The organism is Yinghuangia seranimata (genome assembly GCF_029953285.1).
Classification (GTDB): domain Bacteria; phylum Actinomycetota; class Actinomycetes; order Streptomycetales; family Streptomycetaceae; genus Yinghuangia; species Yinghuangia seranimata.
In genome coordinates this window covers 326,267-343,721 of sequence record NZ_JASAOI010000010.1, presented here as the reverse complement: position 1 = coordinate 343,721, position 17,455 = coordinate 326,267, and the positions used below count along the sequence as shown (strand labels likewise).

The following is a 17,455-nucleotide window of genomic DNA, read 5'->3' as shown; positions in this document are numbered from 1 at the left end:
ACCCACCACCCACAGCCCGACTCGCCGCGCCCCGGTCCCGCCCCGAGCCGACAACGCCGCGACCCGCCCGGCTGTCCCACAGTTCGCGTTGCCGTCCCCCGACCCTGCCTGCCGAGCCGAGAACGCGGCGCGCCCACCCCTGCCCGGTCCGACGACGACACCCACCCGCCGGACCCCTTCACCCTCCCGTGTGATTCACCCGGTCGCGTGTCCTGACCCGGAACCCTGGGCTTGGCGCGTTCGTATTGGTAGAACAGTGCGCACGGGGGATCGGCGCCCAGTCCGGAAGGCGGCAGTCGGGTGGTGCACGGGTTCGTGCTGACGCTGTTCGCGGCGGCGATCCTCGCCACGGCCCCGTTCGTCCTCGACCATGCCGAAGCGTCCGGATTCAACCCACGCCTCGTCCAACAGGGATGGCGCGCGGCAGCAGCCGGAGCGCTGGCCTCGCTCGCCCTCGCCGTGCCCGTCTTCACGCCAGACCTGTGGACCGCGCCCGCGCGCGCCGTCGGGATCAACCCCGACATCGCCCTCGTGCACGTACCGCTGCCGGCCCAACTCCTCGTCGCAGGCGCCGTCCTGACCGGCCTCGTCGCCGGCTGGCGGCGCGGCGGGCCCGTCGTCCGCGACTACCGGCGCGCGCTCCGCGTCCAACTCGACCGCCTCGAACGCACCAGCCCCGTCCTCGACGACGTCGAACGCGGCCACCCGAGGCTCGTCATCGTCGAGGACACCCAGCCGCGCCTCGTCCTCCTCCCGTCGCGGCCGCCGCGCGTCGAGGTCACCACCCGTGCCCTCGACCTCCTCAAGCCCGAGGAACTCAACGCCGTCCTCACCCACATGGCCGGCCACCTCCGCCGCCGCGACGCCCTGTGGATGACCGCCTCCGAGGCCATGGCCGAGGCCTTCCCCCGCCTCCGGTTCTTCGCCCGCTGGGCCGACCACAGCGCCGCCCTCGCCGAAAAGGGCGCCGACGCCGACGTCGAAGGCCCCATCGCCCGGGCGAACCTCCGACGAGCCCTCGCCAAGCTCTCCGGCCCCGGCCAGGCCAACGGCCCGTTCTGCCCCTGCTTCGCCTGGCCCCAACAACGCCAAGCCGAACTGGACCAGACCACCCGCCAACCCCGCCTGCCCCGCCCCCCGGTAGCCGTGGCAGGCCTCCGAGCGCTGACCGCCGCCGCTGTGGTCGTCCCGACCCTGGTGGTCGTCTCCCCGCACTTCCTGTACCTGTAGGGACCCACCCCGGCGAGCCCCACCGCACCCCGACGAGCCCCGCCCCGCCCGACGGCGCCCGACCGGTTCGACGTAGGCCCAACCCCCGACGGCCCCGCACCGCAACCAGAGCCCCGAATCGGCTGGCCACGGCCTGCGGCTGACGCTGCGCATCCCCGACCCGTCGGCGCTGCGCCGGCTCGCGCTGCGGCTCGGCGAGCACGGCCTCGTGGTGTCCTGCTGTCGCTCGTCGCCTACCTGCGCGAGCGCCCCGGCACGCGCTTGGAGGACGTGGCGCGCCCACACTCGATGCGACCTGCGGCGTCACGCCCAACCCTTGCCGCAAGCATCGGCGCCCAGCCCGGCAACGGCCCGGTCGGGAACCGCCGTCCACCACTGCCCTGACCGTCTCCCTTCGGCCCCTTGCCGCAGCTCGATACGCGCAGCGGCGCTGAGACGGAGTGTGCTCCGGGCTACGCGGACCTGAGCCGGTTGTGCACGATCAGCCGCGTGCCCGGGGCCATGGCCCGCTTCGAGGACTCGGGCGGGCCGCAGCTCCAGAAGGGCCGACACGGGTCTGCCGCGTCAGCCAGTACCACCTCGCCGGGCGGCGCCCACGTTCCGACGTCGACCGGGACACGGCTGAGCCCGCCCAACGACCCCACGGCGGGCCCCGGGTTCCGCATACGCGCCCAAGCCGCCGCCGATCACGCAGCCCAGGCGCGGCGCCGTGCCACACCCAGCGTGCTCCGTCCCCGCCTCGCGCGCGCCCCGCCCGCGTCCGATCCGGCCTGCCCCCGTCCGTCTCCGCCTCGGGTTCGTCCCGCCTCTGCCCGACAGCCTCGTCGCGCTGAGCCCTCCGGTCGCAGCGGCCCGCTCGTCGGGGTGCGCGAGACCGTTGAGCGCGCCCAACCACTCGAGCTCGGCACGGTTTTCGCGCGCATGCCCACGTCGGCGCCGACCACGACGCCCGCACGCGGTGCCGTCCCGCGTCGCGTGTCCTCCGGCCCCGTCCCCATTCGGCCCGGCCTGCCGCGCTGCGCGTCCGTCTTCGCCTCGGGTTCGTCCTCGCGTCCGCCAGACAGCCCCGTCGGCCTGAGCCCCTCGTCGGAGCGGGCCTCTCGTTGGGGAGGCGTGCGCATATCCGGTAGGGCTTGAGGGCAGGCCCCCCGCGAAGGTCCTGACGGAGGTGGGTGATGGCGGCGCATCCGTGGATAGCCCGGCTCCGGGCGCGGATCGGGGACGGGGCGGAGGCCGGGGTTCCGCACGCGGGGCTCGAGGCGTTGGCCGCGCGGGTGTGTGCCGCCCGCCGGCCGTTGATCGTCGCGGGGTCGGGGGTCGTCGACGGGGACGCCGTGCCCGGGTTGCGGGCGTTGGCCGCCGAGGCGCGGATCGGGGTCTACAACACGTGGCGCGCCAAAGGCGTGCTGCCCTGGGACAGCGACTACCACCTCGGCACCGTCGGCCTCCAGGAACACGACCTCGAGCTGTGCGGCCTGCCCGCGTACGACCTGGTCGTGGTGACCGGGCTCGACGACGGCGAACTCGCCCTGCCCGGAGGGCTTCCGCTCGTCGAGTGCCCGGTCGGCGAGTTGGAGATCCTCGCGGTGCGGTGCGCCGGGCGGGACGGCCCCGAGGCGGTCGAGGCGCCGCTGCGGGAGAGCCTCGCGGTGGTGGTGCAGCGGGCGTGGGGCGGGGCCACGCCGCCGCTCGCGCCGACGCTGATCACCCGCCAGTACGCGCTGCTGCTCGGAGAGCGCGGCATGGTCGCCGCCGACGCCGGGCTCGCCGGCTTCTACCTGGCCCGCACGTTCCCGACGCTGCGCCCGCGTTCGGTCGTCCTGCCCGCCGTCGCGCGCCCGGGCTTCGCCGCCGAACAGGTCGCGGCGAGGCGGGAGGCGGAGCCCGGTCTGCCCGCGCTCGCCGTCGTCGACGGGAGCCGTCCGGACGACGCGACCGCCGCCGTGGTGGCGGCCGCGGCCGAGCGCGGGATAGCGGTGCCGGTGGTGTGCTGGTCGCCGGACGGCCCGCGCGTCGGCATCGAGGACCACCTGCACGACATCCGCAAGGCCGTCGCCTCCACCGCCCCCGAGGTGGTCGCGGTCGGCTTCGACGCCGGTCAACTGCGGGACCTCGAAGCTGTGGCGGGCCACATCTCCGTGTGGTGACCACGGACATCCGGCCCGGGCCGACACTAGGGTTGCCGGGCCGATCGGCTGTGTACGGCGACCACAGCCGACGCGACGAGCCAACGACGGCGGAGGGATACAGCGTGGACGACTCCGATGTGACCGAGATCGTGGCGTCGGTGCGCCGCTTCGTCCGCGAACGCGTCGTGCCGCTCGAAGCCACGATCGACGAGACCGACGCCATCCCGGACGAGCTCCGCGCCGCCGCCGCCGAGATGGGCCTGTACGGCTTCACCATCCCCGAGCAGTACGGCGGCCTCGGCCTGACGATGAGCCAGGAGGTGCCGCTCGTCCAGGAGTTGGGCTGGACGACCCCGGCTTTCCGGTCCCTGTTCGGGACGAACAACGGCATCGCGGGCCACGTCCTGCTCGAAGGCGCCACCGACGCGCAGAAGAAGCTCTACCTGCCGCGCCTGGCGAGCGGCGAGTGGACGGCGTCGTTCGCGCTGACCGAGTCCGAGGCCGGCTCCGACCCGGGCGACCTGCGCACCACGGCCCGCCGTCGCCCGGAGGGCGGCTGGGTGCTCAACGGCGCCAAGCGGTTCATCACCAACGCGCCCGTCGCCGACGTGTTCATGGTGTTCGCCCGCGACGCGGACCGGCCCGGTCGCGGCGCCGACGGCATCTCGGCGTTCCTCGTCGAGGCCGGCACCCCCGGCCTCACGGTCGGCCCGCGCGACCACAAGATGGGCCAGCAGGGCGCGTGGACCGCCGAGGTGTTCCTCGACGACGTCGTCGTCCCCGACTCGGCGCTGGTCGGCGGTGCCGACGGCCTCGGCGGCGGCTACCGCACCGCGATGCGCTGCCTCGCGCACGGCCGCCTGCACATCGCCGCGCTGTGCGTGGGCCTGGCCCAGCGCCTGCTGGAGGAGACCGTCGCGTACGCGAAGACCCGCCGCCAGTCGGGCCGGCCGATCGCCGAGTTCCAGCTGATCCAGGCGCTGATCGCCGACTCGCAGACCGACGTGTACGCGGGCCGCGCCATGGTGGTCGCCGCGGCCGGGCAGTTCGACCGCGGTGAGGACGTGCGCATGGCGCCGTCCGCCGCGAAGTACTTCTGCAGCGAGATGGTCGGCCGGGTCGCCGACCGCGCGGTGCAGGTGCACGGCGGCGTCGGCTACATGCGCGGCGTGCCGGTGGAGCGTTTCTACCGCGACGCCCGGCTGTTCCGCATATACGAGGGCACCAGCCAGATCCAGCAGCTCGTGATCGCGAAGCAGGCCCTCGCCCGCGACGGCAGACCGTGAGACAGTCCGTCGGGGAACCGGCGGACGGGGCCCCGGCAGGCGCGTACGGGCGACGGCGAGAGTGAGGCACCGCATGCAGCACACGGGTTTCTGGGCCGAGATCGCCGCACGGGCCGCCGCGACACCGGACGCCGAGATGATGGTCGACGAGCGCGGCCGCCGCATGACGTACGGTCAGTACCGGTCCGCTGCCGAGGGGTTCGCGGCGCACCTGGCCGAACGCGGGGTCGGCGAAGGCACCGTCGTCACCTGGCAACTGCCCACCTGGCTCGAGTCGGTGGTCGTGGTCGGCGCGCTCACCCGGCTCGGCGCGGTGCAGAACCCGGTCATGCCGATCTACCGCGAGCGCGAACTGTCGTTCGTCACCAAGCAGGCCGGCAGCCGGCTGCTGATCGTGCCGCCGGTGTGGCGCGGCTTCGACTACCCGGCGATGGCGGCCACCGTCGCGGCGCGCACACCGGGGCTGGAGGTCATGGTCGTCGACGGCACCGGCGGCGGCACCGGCACCGGGACCGGCGGCGGCACCAACACCGGTCCTGGTTCCGACAGCGGCACCGGCGACGGCACCTCGGCCGAGGCCTCGCCGGACGGCGTCGCCCTCCCGTACGGCGACCCCGCCTCCCTCCCGCCCGAGCCCCCCGCCCCCGAACGCCCCGAAGACGCCCCCGTGCGCTGGTACTTCTACACCTCCGGCACCACCGCCGACCCCAAGGGCGCCCGCCACACCGACGCGACCGTGCTCGCCGCCGGCACCGGCATGTCGGACCGCATCCGCTGTGTGCCCGGCGACCGGGTGGGCCTGGTCTTCCCGTTCGCGCACATCGGCGGATGCACCACGTGGCTGACCGCGTCGCTCGTCTACGGCGTCACCATGATCCTCACCGAGGCCTTCGACCCGGTGGCCACCGTCGAACTGCTGCGCCGCGAAAAGGTCACGCTGGCCGGCGCCGGAACGGTCTTCCACCAGACCTACCTCGCCGCCCAGCGCCGCGACCCGGGCACCCCGCTGTTCCCCGACGTGCGCTGCTTCCCCGGCGGCGCCGCGCCGAAGCCGCCCGGCCTGCACCTGGACGTGAAGCGGGAGTTGGGCGGCACCGGCATCGTCGCGGGCTGGGGCCTGACCGAGGCGCCGATCCTCACCATGGCGGGCGTCGAGGACCCCGACGAGGCGCTCGCGGCCGCCGAAGGCCGGGCCAACACCGGCGTACGGCTGCGCGTCGTCGGCCCGGACGGGACCGACGTGCCGCCCGGCGGCGAGGGCGAACTCCGCGCCAAAGGGCCGCAGCTGATGCTGGGATACCTCGACGCGTCGCTGGACGCCGAGGCGTTCGACGAGGACGGCTGGTTCCGTACCGGCGACCTGGGCCGCCTCGACGCCGACGGCAACGTCTACATCACCGGCCGCCTGAAGGACGTCATCATCCGCAAGGGCGAGACCATCAGCGCCAAGGAGATCGAGGACCTGCTCAGCGCCCACCCGGACGTCGCCGACGTCGCCGTGGTCGGCCTCCCGGACCCGGTGACGGGCGAACGCGCCTGCGCCGTGGTCGTCGCGCGCGACCCGTCCGCGCCGCCGGACCTTGACAGGCTCGGCGTGTTCCTGCGCGGCCAGGGCCTCATGATCCAGAAGCTTCCGGAACGCCTGGAGATCGTAGGCCAGTTGCCCCGCAACCCGGCCGGAAAAGTCCTCAAAAAGGAGCTCAAGGAGCGCTTTTCGTAATCCCGAAAGACGCTTTTCGTCGATCGTGCAGCGCAGACTTAACCGGCATTGCGTTCTTCGGCGTTGTTGTCCCCAGGGCTCGCACGGATCATGGAATCAGCCGGGGTTGTCGCGCGGCCACCGGACCGCGACCCGCTCCCGGCGATCCCACACCATGACCGCCAGCAGGGGATGAGCATGTCCACACACACCACCGACCAGCCCGTTTCCGCGGTGACCGGCCAGGGCCGCGACACCGTCGGCGTCGTACTGATCGCCTCCACCGTCGCCACCGGCCTCATCGCGGGCACGTACTACATCTTCTCGATCGCCGTCATGCCGGGCCTCGGCAAGACCGACGACGCCGTGTTCGTCGACTCCATGCAGCAGATCAACAAGGTCATCGAGAACCCGCTGTTCTTCGCGACCTTCTTCGGCGCGTTCGCGCTGCCCGCCGTCGCCGTGTGGCAGCTGCGCAAGAACGGCGGCGGCGCCGCGATGAAGTGGACCGCGGCCGCCCTCGCCCTCTACACCGTCACACTGCTCACCACCATGGGCATCAACGTCCCCCTCAACAACGAGCTCAAGGACGCGGGAGACCCCCACACCATCGCCAACATCGCCCAGGTCCGCTCGGACTTCGAGGACAAGTGGAACCTGTGGAACGGCGTCCGCGCCGTGCTGTCCACGGCCGCCGTCGTCTGCCTCGGCCGCGCCCTCACGCTGCACCGCCGCGGCCGCGCCTGACCCGCGCGCACCCGGACACCGCGGCCCCGCGGCGAGCGTGACCGGACCCTGACGACAACGAGACCGGGCGCCGCCGCGCCCGGTATCGTCGCATTGGCGCCGCGCTCGCGGCGATTGGCGCCGGAATTCCGGGGGGAGTTCCCGCGCGCGGCACGCAGGGCCAGGGGGGTCCACCATGACCGAGGCACGCACCGGTTTCGTCGACTTCGGCGGCGGCGTCACACTGACCGCACCGGGATTCGCGCTCGCGGACGGCGGCGCGCGCGCCACCGTGCCCGCCCCGCGCGACGAGGAGAGCCTGACCGCCCCGCCGCCCGCCCCCGAACCGGTCCCCGAACCGGCCGCGGGCGACACCGCGTTCGCCGCGGCGGCCGCCACCGCCGGACTCACCACCGAACACACCGTCGCCTTACGGGTCGTGGCCCAGCCCGCACCCCAACCCGCCGCACCCGACGGACTCGAGAGCGTCGCGGCCGACCACGTCGTCCTCACCGTCCCCGCGCCCGACCCCGGCACCGAACAGGTCCTGCGCTACCAGGACGCCGCCGGACTGTGGCACTGGAAACTCCCCGAGCCCCGCGAATCCGCCGACGAGCCGGGCCGGTTCGCCGTCCCCCGCAGCGCACTCGCCGCACCGCGGCCGGCCCCGGGCACACCCGGAACACCCGGAACACCCGACCGGCCCGACGCCGACGAAGGCCTGATCGGCCCGATCGCCCGCAAGGTCGTCCAGCAACTCGTCGTCTACGCCTACCCGATCGTCGACAAGATCCTCGACCCGTTCGTCGACAGCATCGCCCAGCAGCGCGAAACCGCGTCGCACCCGTACGGCGTCCGCACCTTCACCCGCGACAACTACCGCACGCCCTACGCCCCCGACGCCAAGATCACCACACCCGACCAGTGGGGCGCGTTCACCGGCGGCCGCGCGCTGCTGCTGATCCACGGAACGTTCTCCACCTGCCACGGCGGCTTCGGCGGACTCGACCCGGACACCGTCGACGCCCTCAACCAGGCTTACGGCGGAAGGGTGTTCGCGTTCGACCACCCCACCGTCTCGGTCTCCCTCGCCGCCAACATCGACGCCCTGGAACGCCTCACGGGCGCGGCCGCCCCGCTGGACGTCGACATCCTCGCGCACAGCCGCGGCGGCCTCGTCGCCCGCGAACTCGTCCGGCGCCAGGCCGCGCCGGACGCCAAATACCGCGTGCGGCGCGTGGTGTTCGCCGCCACCCCGAACCGCGGCACACCGCTGGTCGACCCCGAGCACGTCGTCCGGTTCATCGACCGCTACACCAACCTGCTCACCCTCCTGCCCGGCCCCGCCGAGATCGTCGGCGACACCCTCGCCGGGCTCATGACGGCCGTCCAGGTCCTCGGCCACGCCGCCCTCACCGACCTCGACGGACTCAACGCGATGTGCCCGCACGGCAGCGTCCTCGACGGCCTCGACACCGACGCGCACGGCACCGAGTACTACGCCGTCAACGCCGACTTCGAACCCGACGCCGAACTCGTCAGCAAACTCCGCGCCGCCGACCTCCTGATGGACGCCGTCTTCCCCGAGGCGAACGACCTCGTCGTCCCCACCCAGGGCGTCGCCGACCCCGGCGGCCCGACCGACCCCGTCCCCGGCTTCCCCGTCCCCGCCGACCGCGTCCTCCACTTCCCGTCCCAGCGCTCGGTCTGGCACAGCACCCTGTTCACCCAGCCCGAAACCCGCGCCAAAATCCTGGAATGGCTGAGGCCGTAGGGGCGGCTGGGACCAAGGTCCCGAATCGGCCGTGCCGTGGGACATCACGCCGCAGACTGTGACAAGACGGCGACCATTTCGCGGAATGACGGGCGAGATCGCGTGGCACCGTGACGGCCATGTCTACGCGTTCGGCCCGGGCGTCCCGGGTCTCCCGAATAGCCGCGGCGGCGTGCGCGGTCGCGCTGGCCGGCCTGACGGGCTGCACGGCGGCGTCCGCGCGCGACAGTGCGCCGCCGCCGCCGGTGGTCACGGTCACGCCGTCCGCGCCGGCCCCGCCGCCGAGCAGCCCCGCGCCGCCGAAGCTGGACCCGGCGTGGCCGGCGGGCGGGGAGGCGGCGCTGCTCGTCGACGAGGCCGGGGTGCGGGAGACCAGCGGGACGCAGACGCCGACGCCCATCGCCAGCGTCACGAAGGTGATGACGGCGTACGCGTTCCTGACGGCCAGGCCGCTGGCGCCGGGCGCTGACGGCCCGACGTTCACGATCTCCGACGAGGAGGCCGCCCGGTACGACGAGCGCGTCGCCCGGTTCGAGAGCCTGACGACGGTGACGGCCGGTGAACGGTTCACCCAGCGGCGGGCATTGGAGGCACTGATGGTCGTCTCCGCGAACAACATCGCGCACGAGATCGCGCGGTGGGTGGACGGCGGCGACGCGGCGTTCGTGGCACGGATGAACACGCTCGCGCGCCGACTCGGCATGAACGACACCACGTACACCGACCCGAGCGGCTTCACCCCCACCACCGTGAGCACCGCCGCCGACCAGGCCAAGCTGTTCGCCGCCGCCATGCGCGACCCGGCGTTCGCCCGGATCGTCGCGACCCGCTCCATCACCGAGCCGGGCGCCGACGAACCGCGGCCCAACGGCAACACGCTGCTCGGCACCGACGGCGTCATCGGCGGGAAAACAGGGTTCACAACCCCCGCGGGCGGAAACCTCGTCTTCGCGGCCGACCGCATGATCGACGGCCAACACCGCCTCGTCATCGGCGCGGTACTCGCCCAACGCGACGGCGAAGGCGTCACCCCGGCCCTGGACGCGGCCCGCCGCCTGATCCGCTCGGTGGGAACCCCCGCCGACACGGCATGACCGGCGCGCAATCAGCTGCCGCCGACGACGAGTTCATGGGAATCTGAGCGTCGGACGCGTCGAACGCGCCGGGGGACCCTAGGAGGGGGAAATGCAGGTCAGGCTTGTCTCCGAAGACCTGGGGGACGACTACTTCTTCCTGCGCCGGCAGCTGGACGACCTGGATCATGACGGCATTACGGACCTCGAGGGCGGTGCGGCACCCGGAACCCGCGGCGGCGCCGTCGAGGCCGTCGTCATCGCACTGGTCGGGAGCCCCGCCCTGGTCGCGCTCGTGACCATGGTCCAGGACTGGCTCGCACGCCGGCACAGCGGCACGATCGTCCTCGAGTTGGGCGGCGACCGGCTCGAGCTGAGCGGCCGGCGCACCGCCCTGGACGAGGTGGCGTTGGCAGCGTTCCTCGCCCGGCACCCGGAGTAGCGGGTGCGCAAACGCGCCCTCATCGTCGCGGCACAGTTCTACGACAACCCGAACAGGCCGGAGCTGCCCGGCGCGGGCGCCGACGCCCGGGAACTCTCGAGCGTCCTCGGCGATCCGTCGGTCGGCGGCTTCACCGTCGAGACCGTCGTGGACGAGGCCAGCCACACCATCAGGCTCGCCGTCGAGCGCTTCTTCCGCACGGCGGAAGCGGGCGATCTCCTGCTGCTGCACATGTCGTGCCACGGTCAGCGCAACCGGCGCGGCGAACTGTACTTCGAGGTGCGCGACACCGACCCCGCGACGCCGAGCTCCACCGGCATCGACTCGGCGTTCATCGCACGGCTGATGGAGGAGAGCGCCGCGAAACGCATCGTGCTGCTCCTGGACTGCTGCTACAGCGGCGCCTTCGAGTTCGGGGGCCGGTCGGCGGCCCCGCAGGTCGACGTCAAGCGACTGCTCGGCGGCCGCGGCCGCGTGGTGCTCACGGCCGCCACCTCGCTGCAGGTCGCCTACGAGACGGAGGCGCGCTCCCGCGACGCCGCCGAACCGAGCGTGTTCACCTCCGCCGTCGTCCGTGGCCTGCGGACCGGCGACGCCGACCTCGACGGCGACGGGCTGATCTCCGTCCAGGAACTGTTCACCTACGTCGAGCAGGCCGTCCGGGAGAAACGGCCGAACCAGACGCCCACGATGAGCATCGACGACGCCCAGGGCACCATCTACCTCGCCGACAGCCCCCGTAAGGCGAGCACCGTGCCGTCCGCGCCGCCCGTGCCGTCGGCGCCGCTCCGCGACGAGGCCCAGCGCGTGCTGTTCGACCTGGTCGACCCGACGGCGGACGGCGCCTCGGCACGCGACCGGGCCGCACGCCTCCCCGTCGCAGAGGTCGTCGCGCTGGCCGGCCGACTCGCCGCGCTCGGCATGGGCGGGATCGCCGCCCAAGTCCTCGGCGTCGTCGGCCGTACCCGTCCCATCGCCGACGTCGAACAGGTGGTCATCCAGACCCGCGCCCGCGAGCACGAGGCCTGGTGGTACCGCTGGCTCGTCGACCTCTCCGCCCGCACGCCGACGTCGGATGTCCTCGCGCTGGCACTTCGGGAGTGCTTCGAGGACCTGCGGGCGTTCTCCACGACGCTCCCCGCCGTCGACCTGATCGCCATGACGGACGCGCTCCGCAAGCACGCGTCGGACGACCTGGCCGCCGTGATCCTCCGCGACGCCGGCACGAGTGACCACGCCGAGGAGCTGATGTCGGCACTCGGCGCCGCCGGACGCGTCCAGGACGTCGGCCATGTCCTCCACGGCGCGTTGGCGCAGGCCGACCCCGAAAGCAGCGCGGCGCGGCAACTGCTCACCCGCCGCGTCGCGGAACTCCCGCTCTCGGACGTGGTGGCCCTCGCCCTTCCCCTGAGCCCCGCCTACGTCATCGCGCTCGCCGCCGAACTGCCGCCCGCGGACCGGATCGTGCTTGTCGACGCCCTGCGCGGGAACGGCCTCGACATCGAAGCCGCCGCCATCCTTCGCGACAGCCGCGGGCGACCGGACCTCGCCGGCTTCGTCACCGCGCTCGGGGACCGCGGCCGTCTCGACGACGTCGCCTGCCTGGTCTCCCGCGCCGGCCGCCTGAGCCGTCCCACCAAACACATCATCGCCACCGCACTGACAGCCACCCCGCTCCACCGGCGGTCATGGAAACCGCTGCTGCGCGCCCGACGCGCGATTCCCCCGGGCTGGATCGACTTCGCGCTGTTCATGGCCCCCTTGGTGCAGTTGATGGTCTACGGGCTCGCCTTGCAGCATTCACCCGCCGCCGCGCGAGTGGCCCTCACCGCGGCCGCAGTCGCGGTCCTCGTCGCATGGGGTGTCGTCGCCCTGCGCTGGTACCGGCTCAGCAAGTCATTGAACGCGTTCATGGTGGTCGGCGGCGTCCTTGTCGTGCTCGACCCGCCGCTCCTGCTGTGGCAGCGGGACGCCCTGGAGATCAGCCTTCCGACCCGCTTCGCCTACGACGCCGTGCTCGCGGCCGTCGTCGGCACGCTGTACTGGCTGACCCACGACACGAAGCGCATCCGCGCATGGTGCCTCGCCACCGTCGGCAAGCACCGGCTCCAGGAGCCGGCCGCCCTGTACCGGCTCGGCGTGTTGAGTGAGCGGGACGGGGACACCGAGGGCGCTCTCTCCTGGTACCGGCGTGCGGCGGCGACCGGCGACGCCCCCGGGGTCGTGTACCCGGCCGAGGCCGACAACCCCGTCGCGGACACCGTCGCCGCGGACGCGCTGACCGCCCTCGTCCGTCTGAGGTCCCACGACTCCGAACACGCCCCCGCGTGGTGCGAACGCGTCATCGAGTCGGCCTACTCCACCAACCTGCGGCCGAACGTGCTCGCCGCCATCGTGCTCGCGCGCATCGAAGCGCCGTCGGACCCACGGCACGCGATCGAGTGGTACGACTACGCGCTCAGCACGGAGCGCGACAACGCGGGGGACTTCGAGCGGGTCCTCTACTGGGGACGCGTCGAGCTCACCGACTCCCGCCCCGCCGCGCCGCGCACCCTGCCAGGCCCCGTCCGCTCCCTCGCCCGCCGGGCCTGGGCCCTGGCGAAGACGCGGCCGCTCGCGACGACGGCGCTGCTCGAATCCGCTCTGCTCCAGCATCAGCGCGGAGAGCACGACGACGCGCGGGCGCGCCTGGCCGTCGCAGGCTACTTCGACGATCCGGGCCTGCGGTCCCGGGTCGCCGACGCACACCGGACGCCCGCCCCACGCCTGCCGTCCGACGGCACCGGATCGCCTGCCGGCAACGCGGAAGCCCCCTCCGCGTCAGGATTCCGTACAGAAACCCGCCCCCGGCGCTAAGGCCGCGTACAGCATCTGACGGTCCGTCGACCGGGCTCCTAACGTCCCCAACGTGTCAGGAACAACGGGGGAGTCCGGCCAACGCGCGGCGAACGGCGGCGGCATATATCGAAGTTCGGGGCCCTGGCCGGACCCCGGACGGGCGCTCGTGCAGGCACTCGCCACCGCGCCGCCCGTCACGGCGCCGCCGCGGCCGACCGCGCCGCCCGCCCGGTGGCCGTACCTGCCCGGCCTCGAACCGGCCCGGCCGACCGCGGCGTGGCGGCCCAGCACGGGGACCGTGCCGCGACCCGTCCCGCGTCCGGCGGCAGCCGTCCGGTCCCGGCGGTGGGCGACGCGGACCGTGCTGCGCGCCGCCGTCGTCGCCACCGCCCTGCTGGCCGCCGCCTTCGCCGCGCTCCTCGCGCGCGCCGTGGTCGCCGCCGACGACGGCCTCGAAGTCGTCGGCCACGGCGCCGGCGCCCAGGTCACCGAGGCGAACGGCCTCTACGGCGCGCTCGCCGCGATGGACGCCGAACTCGCCAACACACTCCTCGTCGGCGACGACACCACCCTCGGCTACTCGCGCGACCAGGCCCGCCACCACTACGAGCAGGACCGCGCCGACGCCGCCGGCGCCCTGCAGGTGTCCTCGGCCAACGCCGTCACCGACGCCGCGGCCGACGACACCGCCCGGCTCATCCGCATGCTCGCCGAGTACGACAACCTCGCCGGCCAGATCGCCTACGCCGACGCCCAGGCCGACGCCCGCCGCCTCGAAGACCCCTCGCCCGCCGTCGCCCAACTGCGCCGCGCCACGCTGCTCATGCACGACGAGCTGCTGCCGACCGCGGACCGCCTCCTCGCCGAGGACTCCCACGCCGTCGAGGACGCCTACGCGCAACGCCGCGCCGACGCCGGCCTGTACGCGGGCCTCGCCCTCACCGCCGGCATCCTGTTGACACTGTTGCTCGTCGGAACGCAGGTCTTCCTGTTCACACGCACGCACCGGGTGGTCAACCCGGCGCTGCTGCTCGCCTCCATCGGCGCGATGATCGTCGTCGCGACCGGCACCGGGGCCGTCTTCGACGCCCGCGACCAGCTGCGCGTCGCGAAGAAGGACGCGTTCGACTCGGTGCTCGCCCTCACGCACACCATCGCCCTCGTCGAGGACGCCAACGGCGACGAGAGCCGCTGGCTCGTCGACGCGTCCCGGCACGACACCTACGGGGCCGACTACACCGACAAGACCCGGCAGATCCAGGCCCTGTTCGACCGCGAGTTCCGCAACATCACCTTCGCCGGCGAACGCGACGCCGCCCAGGCCGCCCGCGACGCCTACGACACCTACCGCCAAGACGACCTCCACCTGCGCGCCATCGCCGAGCACGACCTGCGCGCCGCGATGGACTTCACCACCGGCTACCAGCCCGGCCAGTCGAACTGGCAGTACCAGCAGGTGCAGCTGGGGCTGGGCGCCGTCGCCGCCCTCAACCGCGAGCACATGGGCAAGGCCACCGACAGCGGGGAGCACGCGCTCGCGGGCTGGACGGTCCTGTCCGTCGTCGCCGCGGCCGGCCTCGTCGGCGCCGCGTACGCGGGGATCCGGCCCCGGCTGCGCGAGTACCGCAAGGGCGCGTGACCCCCGCCGACCCGCCGCGTGACCGCCGCCGACCCGCGGGCCTCACAGACACGCGGCGTCAGAAAAGACGTCCCCCGACCGATGAGTCCGTGCGCGCGTCGCGGTCTAACCAGCAGAGACGTTGACGACACCCCGCGACGAGCACACGGGAGCCACCATGGTCACCACCCACACGGTCACCACCCACACAGTCACCTCCGCCGACGGGACCACCATCGCCTACGACCGCTACACGCCCGCCGACGAGAGCCAGGGCACGGTGATCCTGGTCGGCGGCGCCTTCAGCTACCGGTCGTTCCCCAAGATGGTGGAGCTCGCCGAGGCGCTCACCGCCGCGTACGCCCTGACCGTCGTCAACTACGACCGCCGCGGACGCGGCGACAGCGGCGACACCCCCGGCCGCTACGACGTCGCCCAGGAGGCCGACGACCTCGCCGCGCTCATCGCCGCCGAGGGCGGTGCCGCCGCGCTGTTCGGCTGGTCGTCCGGCGCGGTCGTGGCCCTGCGCGCCGCCGGATCCGGACGCGTCCCCGGCATCACCCGGGTCATCGCCTTCGAGCCGCCGTTCGTCGTCGACCGCACCCGCCACGTCCCGCCCGCAGACCTCGCCACCACGCTGCACGAACTGGTCGCCGCCGGCGAACGCGCCAAGACCGCCAAGTTCTACATGACGAAGGCGATCGGCCTCCCGGCAGCGTTCGTCGCGCTGCTGCGGATCACGCCGATGTGGTCCAAGCTCACCGCGACCGCCCTCTCCACCCCGCACGACTGGGCGGCCGTGGCCGACTACATGCGCGGCGAGCCCCTCGACCCGGCCGACTGGGAGGGCGTGACGGCCCCCGTCCTCGTGCTGTCCGGCGCCCGCAGCGAGCCCCTGCTCCGCACCGCCGCCCGCGCCGCCGCCGACGTGCTGCCCGACGCCCGGCTCACCGAGATCGCGAAGCTCAGCCACAACCCCAACGTCCCGCTCCTGGTCGCCCCCGCCGGCGAGTTCCTCACCGAGCAGCCCGCCCGCACCGCCTGAAAACGGCCGCGTCAGCCGTCGCCCGCCGTGCCGCGTGCCGCCAGGGCGCGGGCGGCGGCCGTGCGCGAGGTGTGGCGGCGTTCGCGGGCCAGGCCGACCGCCAGGATCACCGCCACCACGGCCGAGGACGACACGAGCTGCGTACGCGCGTCGTCGCTCTGCCCGAAGACCATCAGCAGCAGGACGCCCACCATCGCCGCCAGCGCCGCCCACGTCAGATACGGGTACAGCCACATCCGCACGACCAGCCGCTCCGGCGCCTCGCGCTCGTAGCGGCGGCGCAGCACCAGCTGCGACGCGGCGACCGCGAACCACACGAACAGCAGCATCGCGCCGACCGAGTTCAACATGTGCCGGAACACCTGCTCCGGCCACCACACGTTCAACAGCACCGCGACGAAACCGAACGCCGACGACGCCAGCACCGCCCGCCGCGGCACCCCGCCACCAGCGGGCTTCCCGGCGGCCGCGCCGGCGGACCGGCCTGTTGACACCGTCAACAGCGCCCGCGGGCCCTCACCGCGTTCCGCGAGCGAATACGCCATGCGGGACGCGCCGTACAGCATCGTGTTCAGCGCCGACAGCAGCGCGACGAACACGATGACGTCCATCAGAACGGCCGTGCCGGGCACACCGATCCGGTCCAGGACGGCGGCGTACGGCCCCGACCCGACCGCGTCGGAGTCCCACGGCAGCAGCGTCACGACGACCGCGACCGAGCCGATGTAGAACAGCACGATCCGCCACACGATCGTCCGCACCGCGCGCGCCACCGACCGGGACGGGTCCTCGGACTCGGCGGCCGCGATCGTGGCGACCTCAAGACCGCCGAACGCGAACACCACCGCCAGCAGCCCCGTGACCACGCCCGACCAGCCGTTGGGCAGGAACCCGCCGTGCCCGGCCAGGTTCGCCGCGCCCGGCGCGTCGGTGTCGGGCAGAACGCCCGCGATCGCCAGCACGCCCAGCACCAGGAACGCGACGATCGCGAAGACCTTCACCGCCGCGAACCAGAACTCCGACTCGCCGAACACCTTCACCGACAGCAGGTTCGCACCGGTGAAGAACAGCATGACGGCGAGCGCGAACACCCACTGCGGGACGTCCGGCCACCAGCCGTGCGCGATCCGCGCCGCGCCCGTGGACTCGACCGCCAGCACGACGGTCAGCATCCACCAGTACAGCCAGCCGACGGTGAAGCCGGCCCAGCGCCCGAACGCCTGCTCGGCGTACACCGAGAACGAGCCGCTGCGCGGGGACGCCGCCGACATCTCGCCGAGCATGCGCATCACGAGCACGACCAGCAGGGACGCGAGCGCGTACGAGACCAGGATCGCCGGGCCCGCCGTGCGGATGCCCTGGCCGGTGCCGACGAACAGGCCCGCGCCGATCGCGCCGCCCAGCGCCAGCATCGTCAGGTGGCGCGGCTTGAGGCCGTGCCCGAGGTGCGCGCCCCGGGTGCCGCTGCCGGGCGCCGGGCCGGCCGACCGGTCGGTGGTGGTGCGGGGCGGCGCGGGCGTGGCGGGGCTGCTCATTGGTGCGGGACGATCCTGGGCGCGGCGAAGGGGGGACCGCGACAGTATCCCTTATGGGTG

At 73.5% G+C, this 17,455-nt stretch carries 12 protein-coding genes; 11 read left to right on the top strand and 1 reads right to left on the bottom strand.

Features of this window, described 5'->3' with window-relative positions; translation table 11 throughout:
• Positions 1–300 precede the first annotated feature (300 nt).
• The 11 genes from QI554_RS07770 to QI554_RS07715 all read left to right on the top strand — a co-directional run bounded on the left by QI554_RS07770 (position 301) and on the right by QI554_RS07715 (position 15,860).
• Positions 301–1,230: a M56 family metallopeptidase gene (locus QI554_RS07770; RefSeq protein ID WP_281467332.1), complete on the top strand. Its 930-nt coding sequence runs from the start codon at positions 301–303 to the stop codon at positions 1,228–1,230.
• Between the two features lie 1,175 nt (positions 1,231–2,405).
• The gene (locus QI554_RS07760; protein WP_281467330.1) at positions 2,406–3,377 is read left to right on the top strand and encodes a hypothetical protein; all 972 of its coding nucleotides are present in this window, start codon (positions 2,406–2,408) and stop codon (positions 3,375–3,377) included.
• A gap of 104 nt (positions 3,378–3,481) precedes the next feature.
• Positions 3,482–4,645: an acyl-CoA dehydrogenase family protein gene (locus QI554_RS07755; RefSeq protein ID WP_281467328.1), complete on the top strand. Its 1,164-nt coding sequence runs from the start codon at positions 3,482–3,484 to the stop codon at positions 4,643–4,645.
• 73 nt (positions 4,646–4,718) lie between these two features.
• Positions 4,719–6,365: an AMP-binding protein gene (locus QI554_RS07750; protein ID WP_281467325.1), complete on the top strand. Its 1,647-nt coding sequence runs from the start codon at positions 4,719–4,721 to the stop codon at positions 6,363–6,365.
• Between the two features lie 177 nt (positions 6,366–6,542).
• Positions 6,543–7,091 carry an anthrone oxygenase family protein gene (locus QI554_RS07745; protein ID WP_281467323.1) on the top strand — a complete coding sequence of 183 codons (549 nt, stop codon included), beginning with the start codon at positions 6,543–6,545 and terminating at the stop codon, positions 7,089–7,091.
• Between the two features lie 175 nt (positions 7,092–7,266).
• Positions 7,267–8,844 carry an esterase/lipase family protein gene (locus QI554_RS07740; RefSeq protein ID WP_281467321.1) on the top strand — a complete coding sequence of 526 codons (1,578 nt, stop codon included), beginning with the start codon at positions 7,267–7,269 and terminating at the stop codon, positions 8,842–8,844.
• A 119-nt stretch (positions 8,845–8,963) separates the two neighbouring features.
• Positions 8,964–9,938: a D-alanyl-D-alanine carboxypeptidase family protein gene (locus QI554_RS07735; RefSeq protein ID WP_281467320.1), complete on the top strand. Its 975-nt coding sequence runs from the start codon at positions 8,964–8,966 to the stop codon at positions 9,936–9,938.
• Positions 9,939–10,029: 91 nt separating this feature from the next.
• Positions 10,030–10,359, top strand: a complete 330-nt coding sequence (locus QI554_RS07730) for an effector-associated constant component EACC1 (RefSeq protein ID WP_281467317.1) — start codon at positions 10,030–10,032, stop codon at positions 10,357–10,359.
• A gap of 3 nt (positions 10,360–10,362) precedes the next feature.
• Positions 10,363–13,215, top strand: coding sequence for a caspase family protein (locus QI554_RS07725; protein WP_281467315.1), 2,853 nt, complete (start codon positions 10,363–10,365; stop codon positions 13,213–13,215).
• Between the two features lie 52 nt (positions 13,216–13,267).
• Positions 13,268–14,836: a hypothetical protein gene (locus QI554_RS07720; RefSeq protein WP_281467312.1), complete on the top strand. Its 1,569-nt coding sequence runs from the start codon at positions 13,268–13,270 to the stop codon at positions 14,834–14,836.
• Between the two features lie 157 nt (positions 14,837–14,993).
• Entirely contained in the window at positions 14,994–15,860 is an 867-nt protein-coding gene (locus QI554_RS07715) for an alpha/beta hydrolase (RefSeq protein ID WP_281467310.1), read from the top strand.
• An 11-nt stretch (positions 15,861–15,871) separates the two neighbouring features.
• Here the strand turns inward: QI554_RS07715 and QI554_RS07710 are convergent, their stop codons facing one another.
• Complete coding sequence (locus QI554_RS07710; RefSeq protein ID WP_425527928.1) at positions 15,872–17,395, bottom strand: amino acid permease; 1,524 nt, start codon at positions 17,393–17,395, stop codon at positions 15,872–15,874.
• Positions 17,396–17,455: the final 60 nt, after the last annotated feature.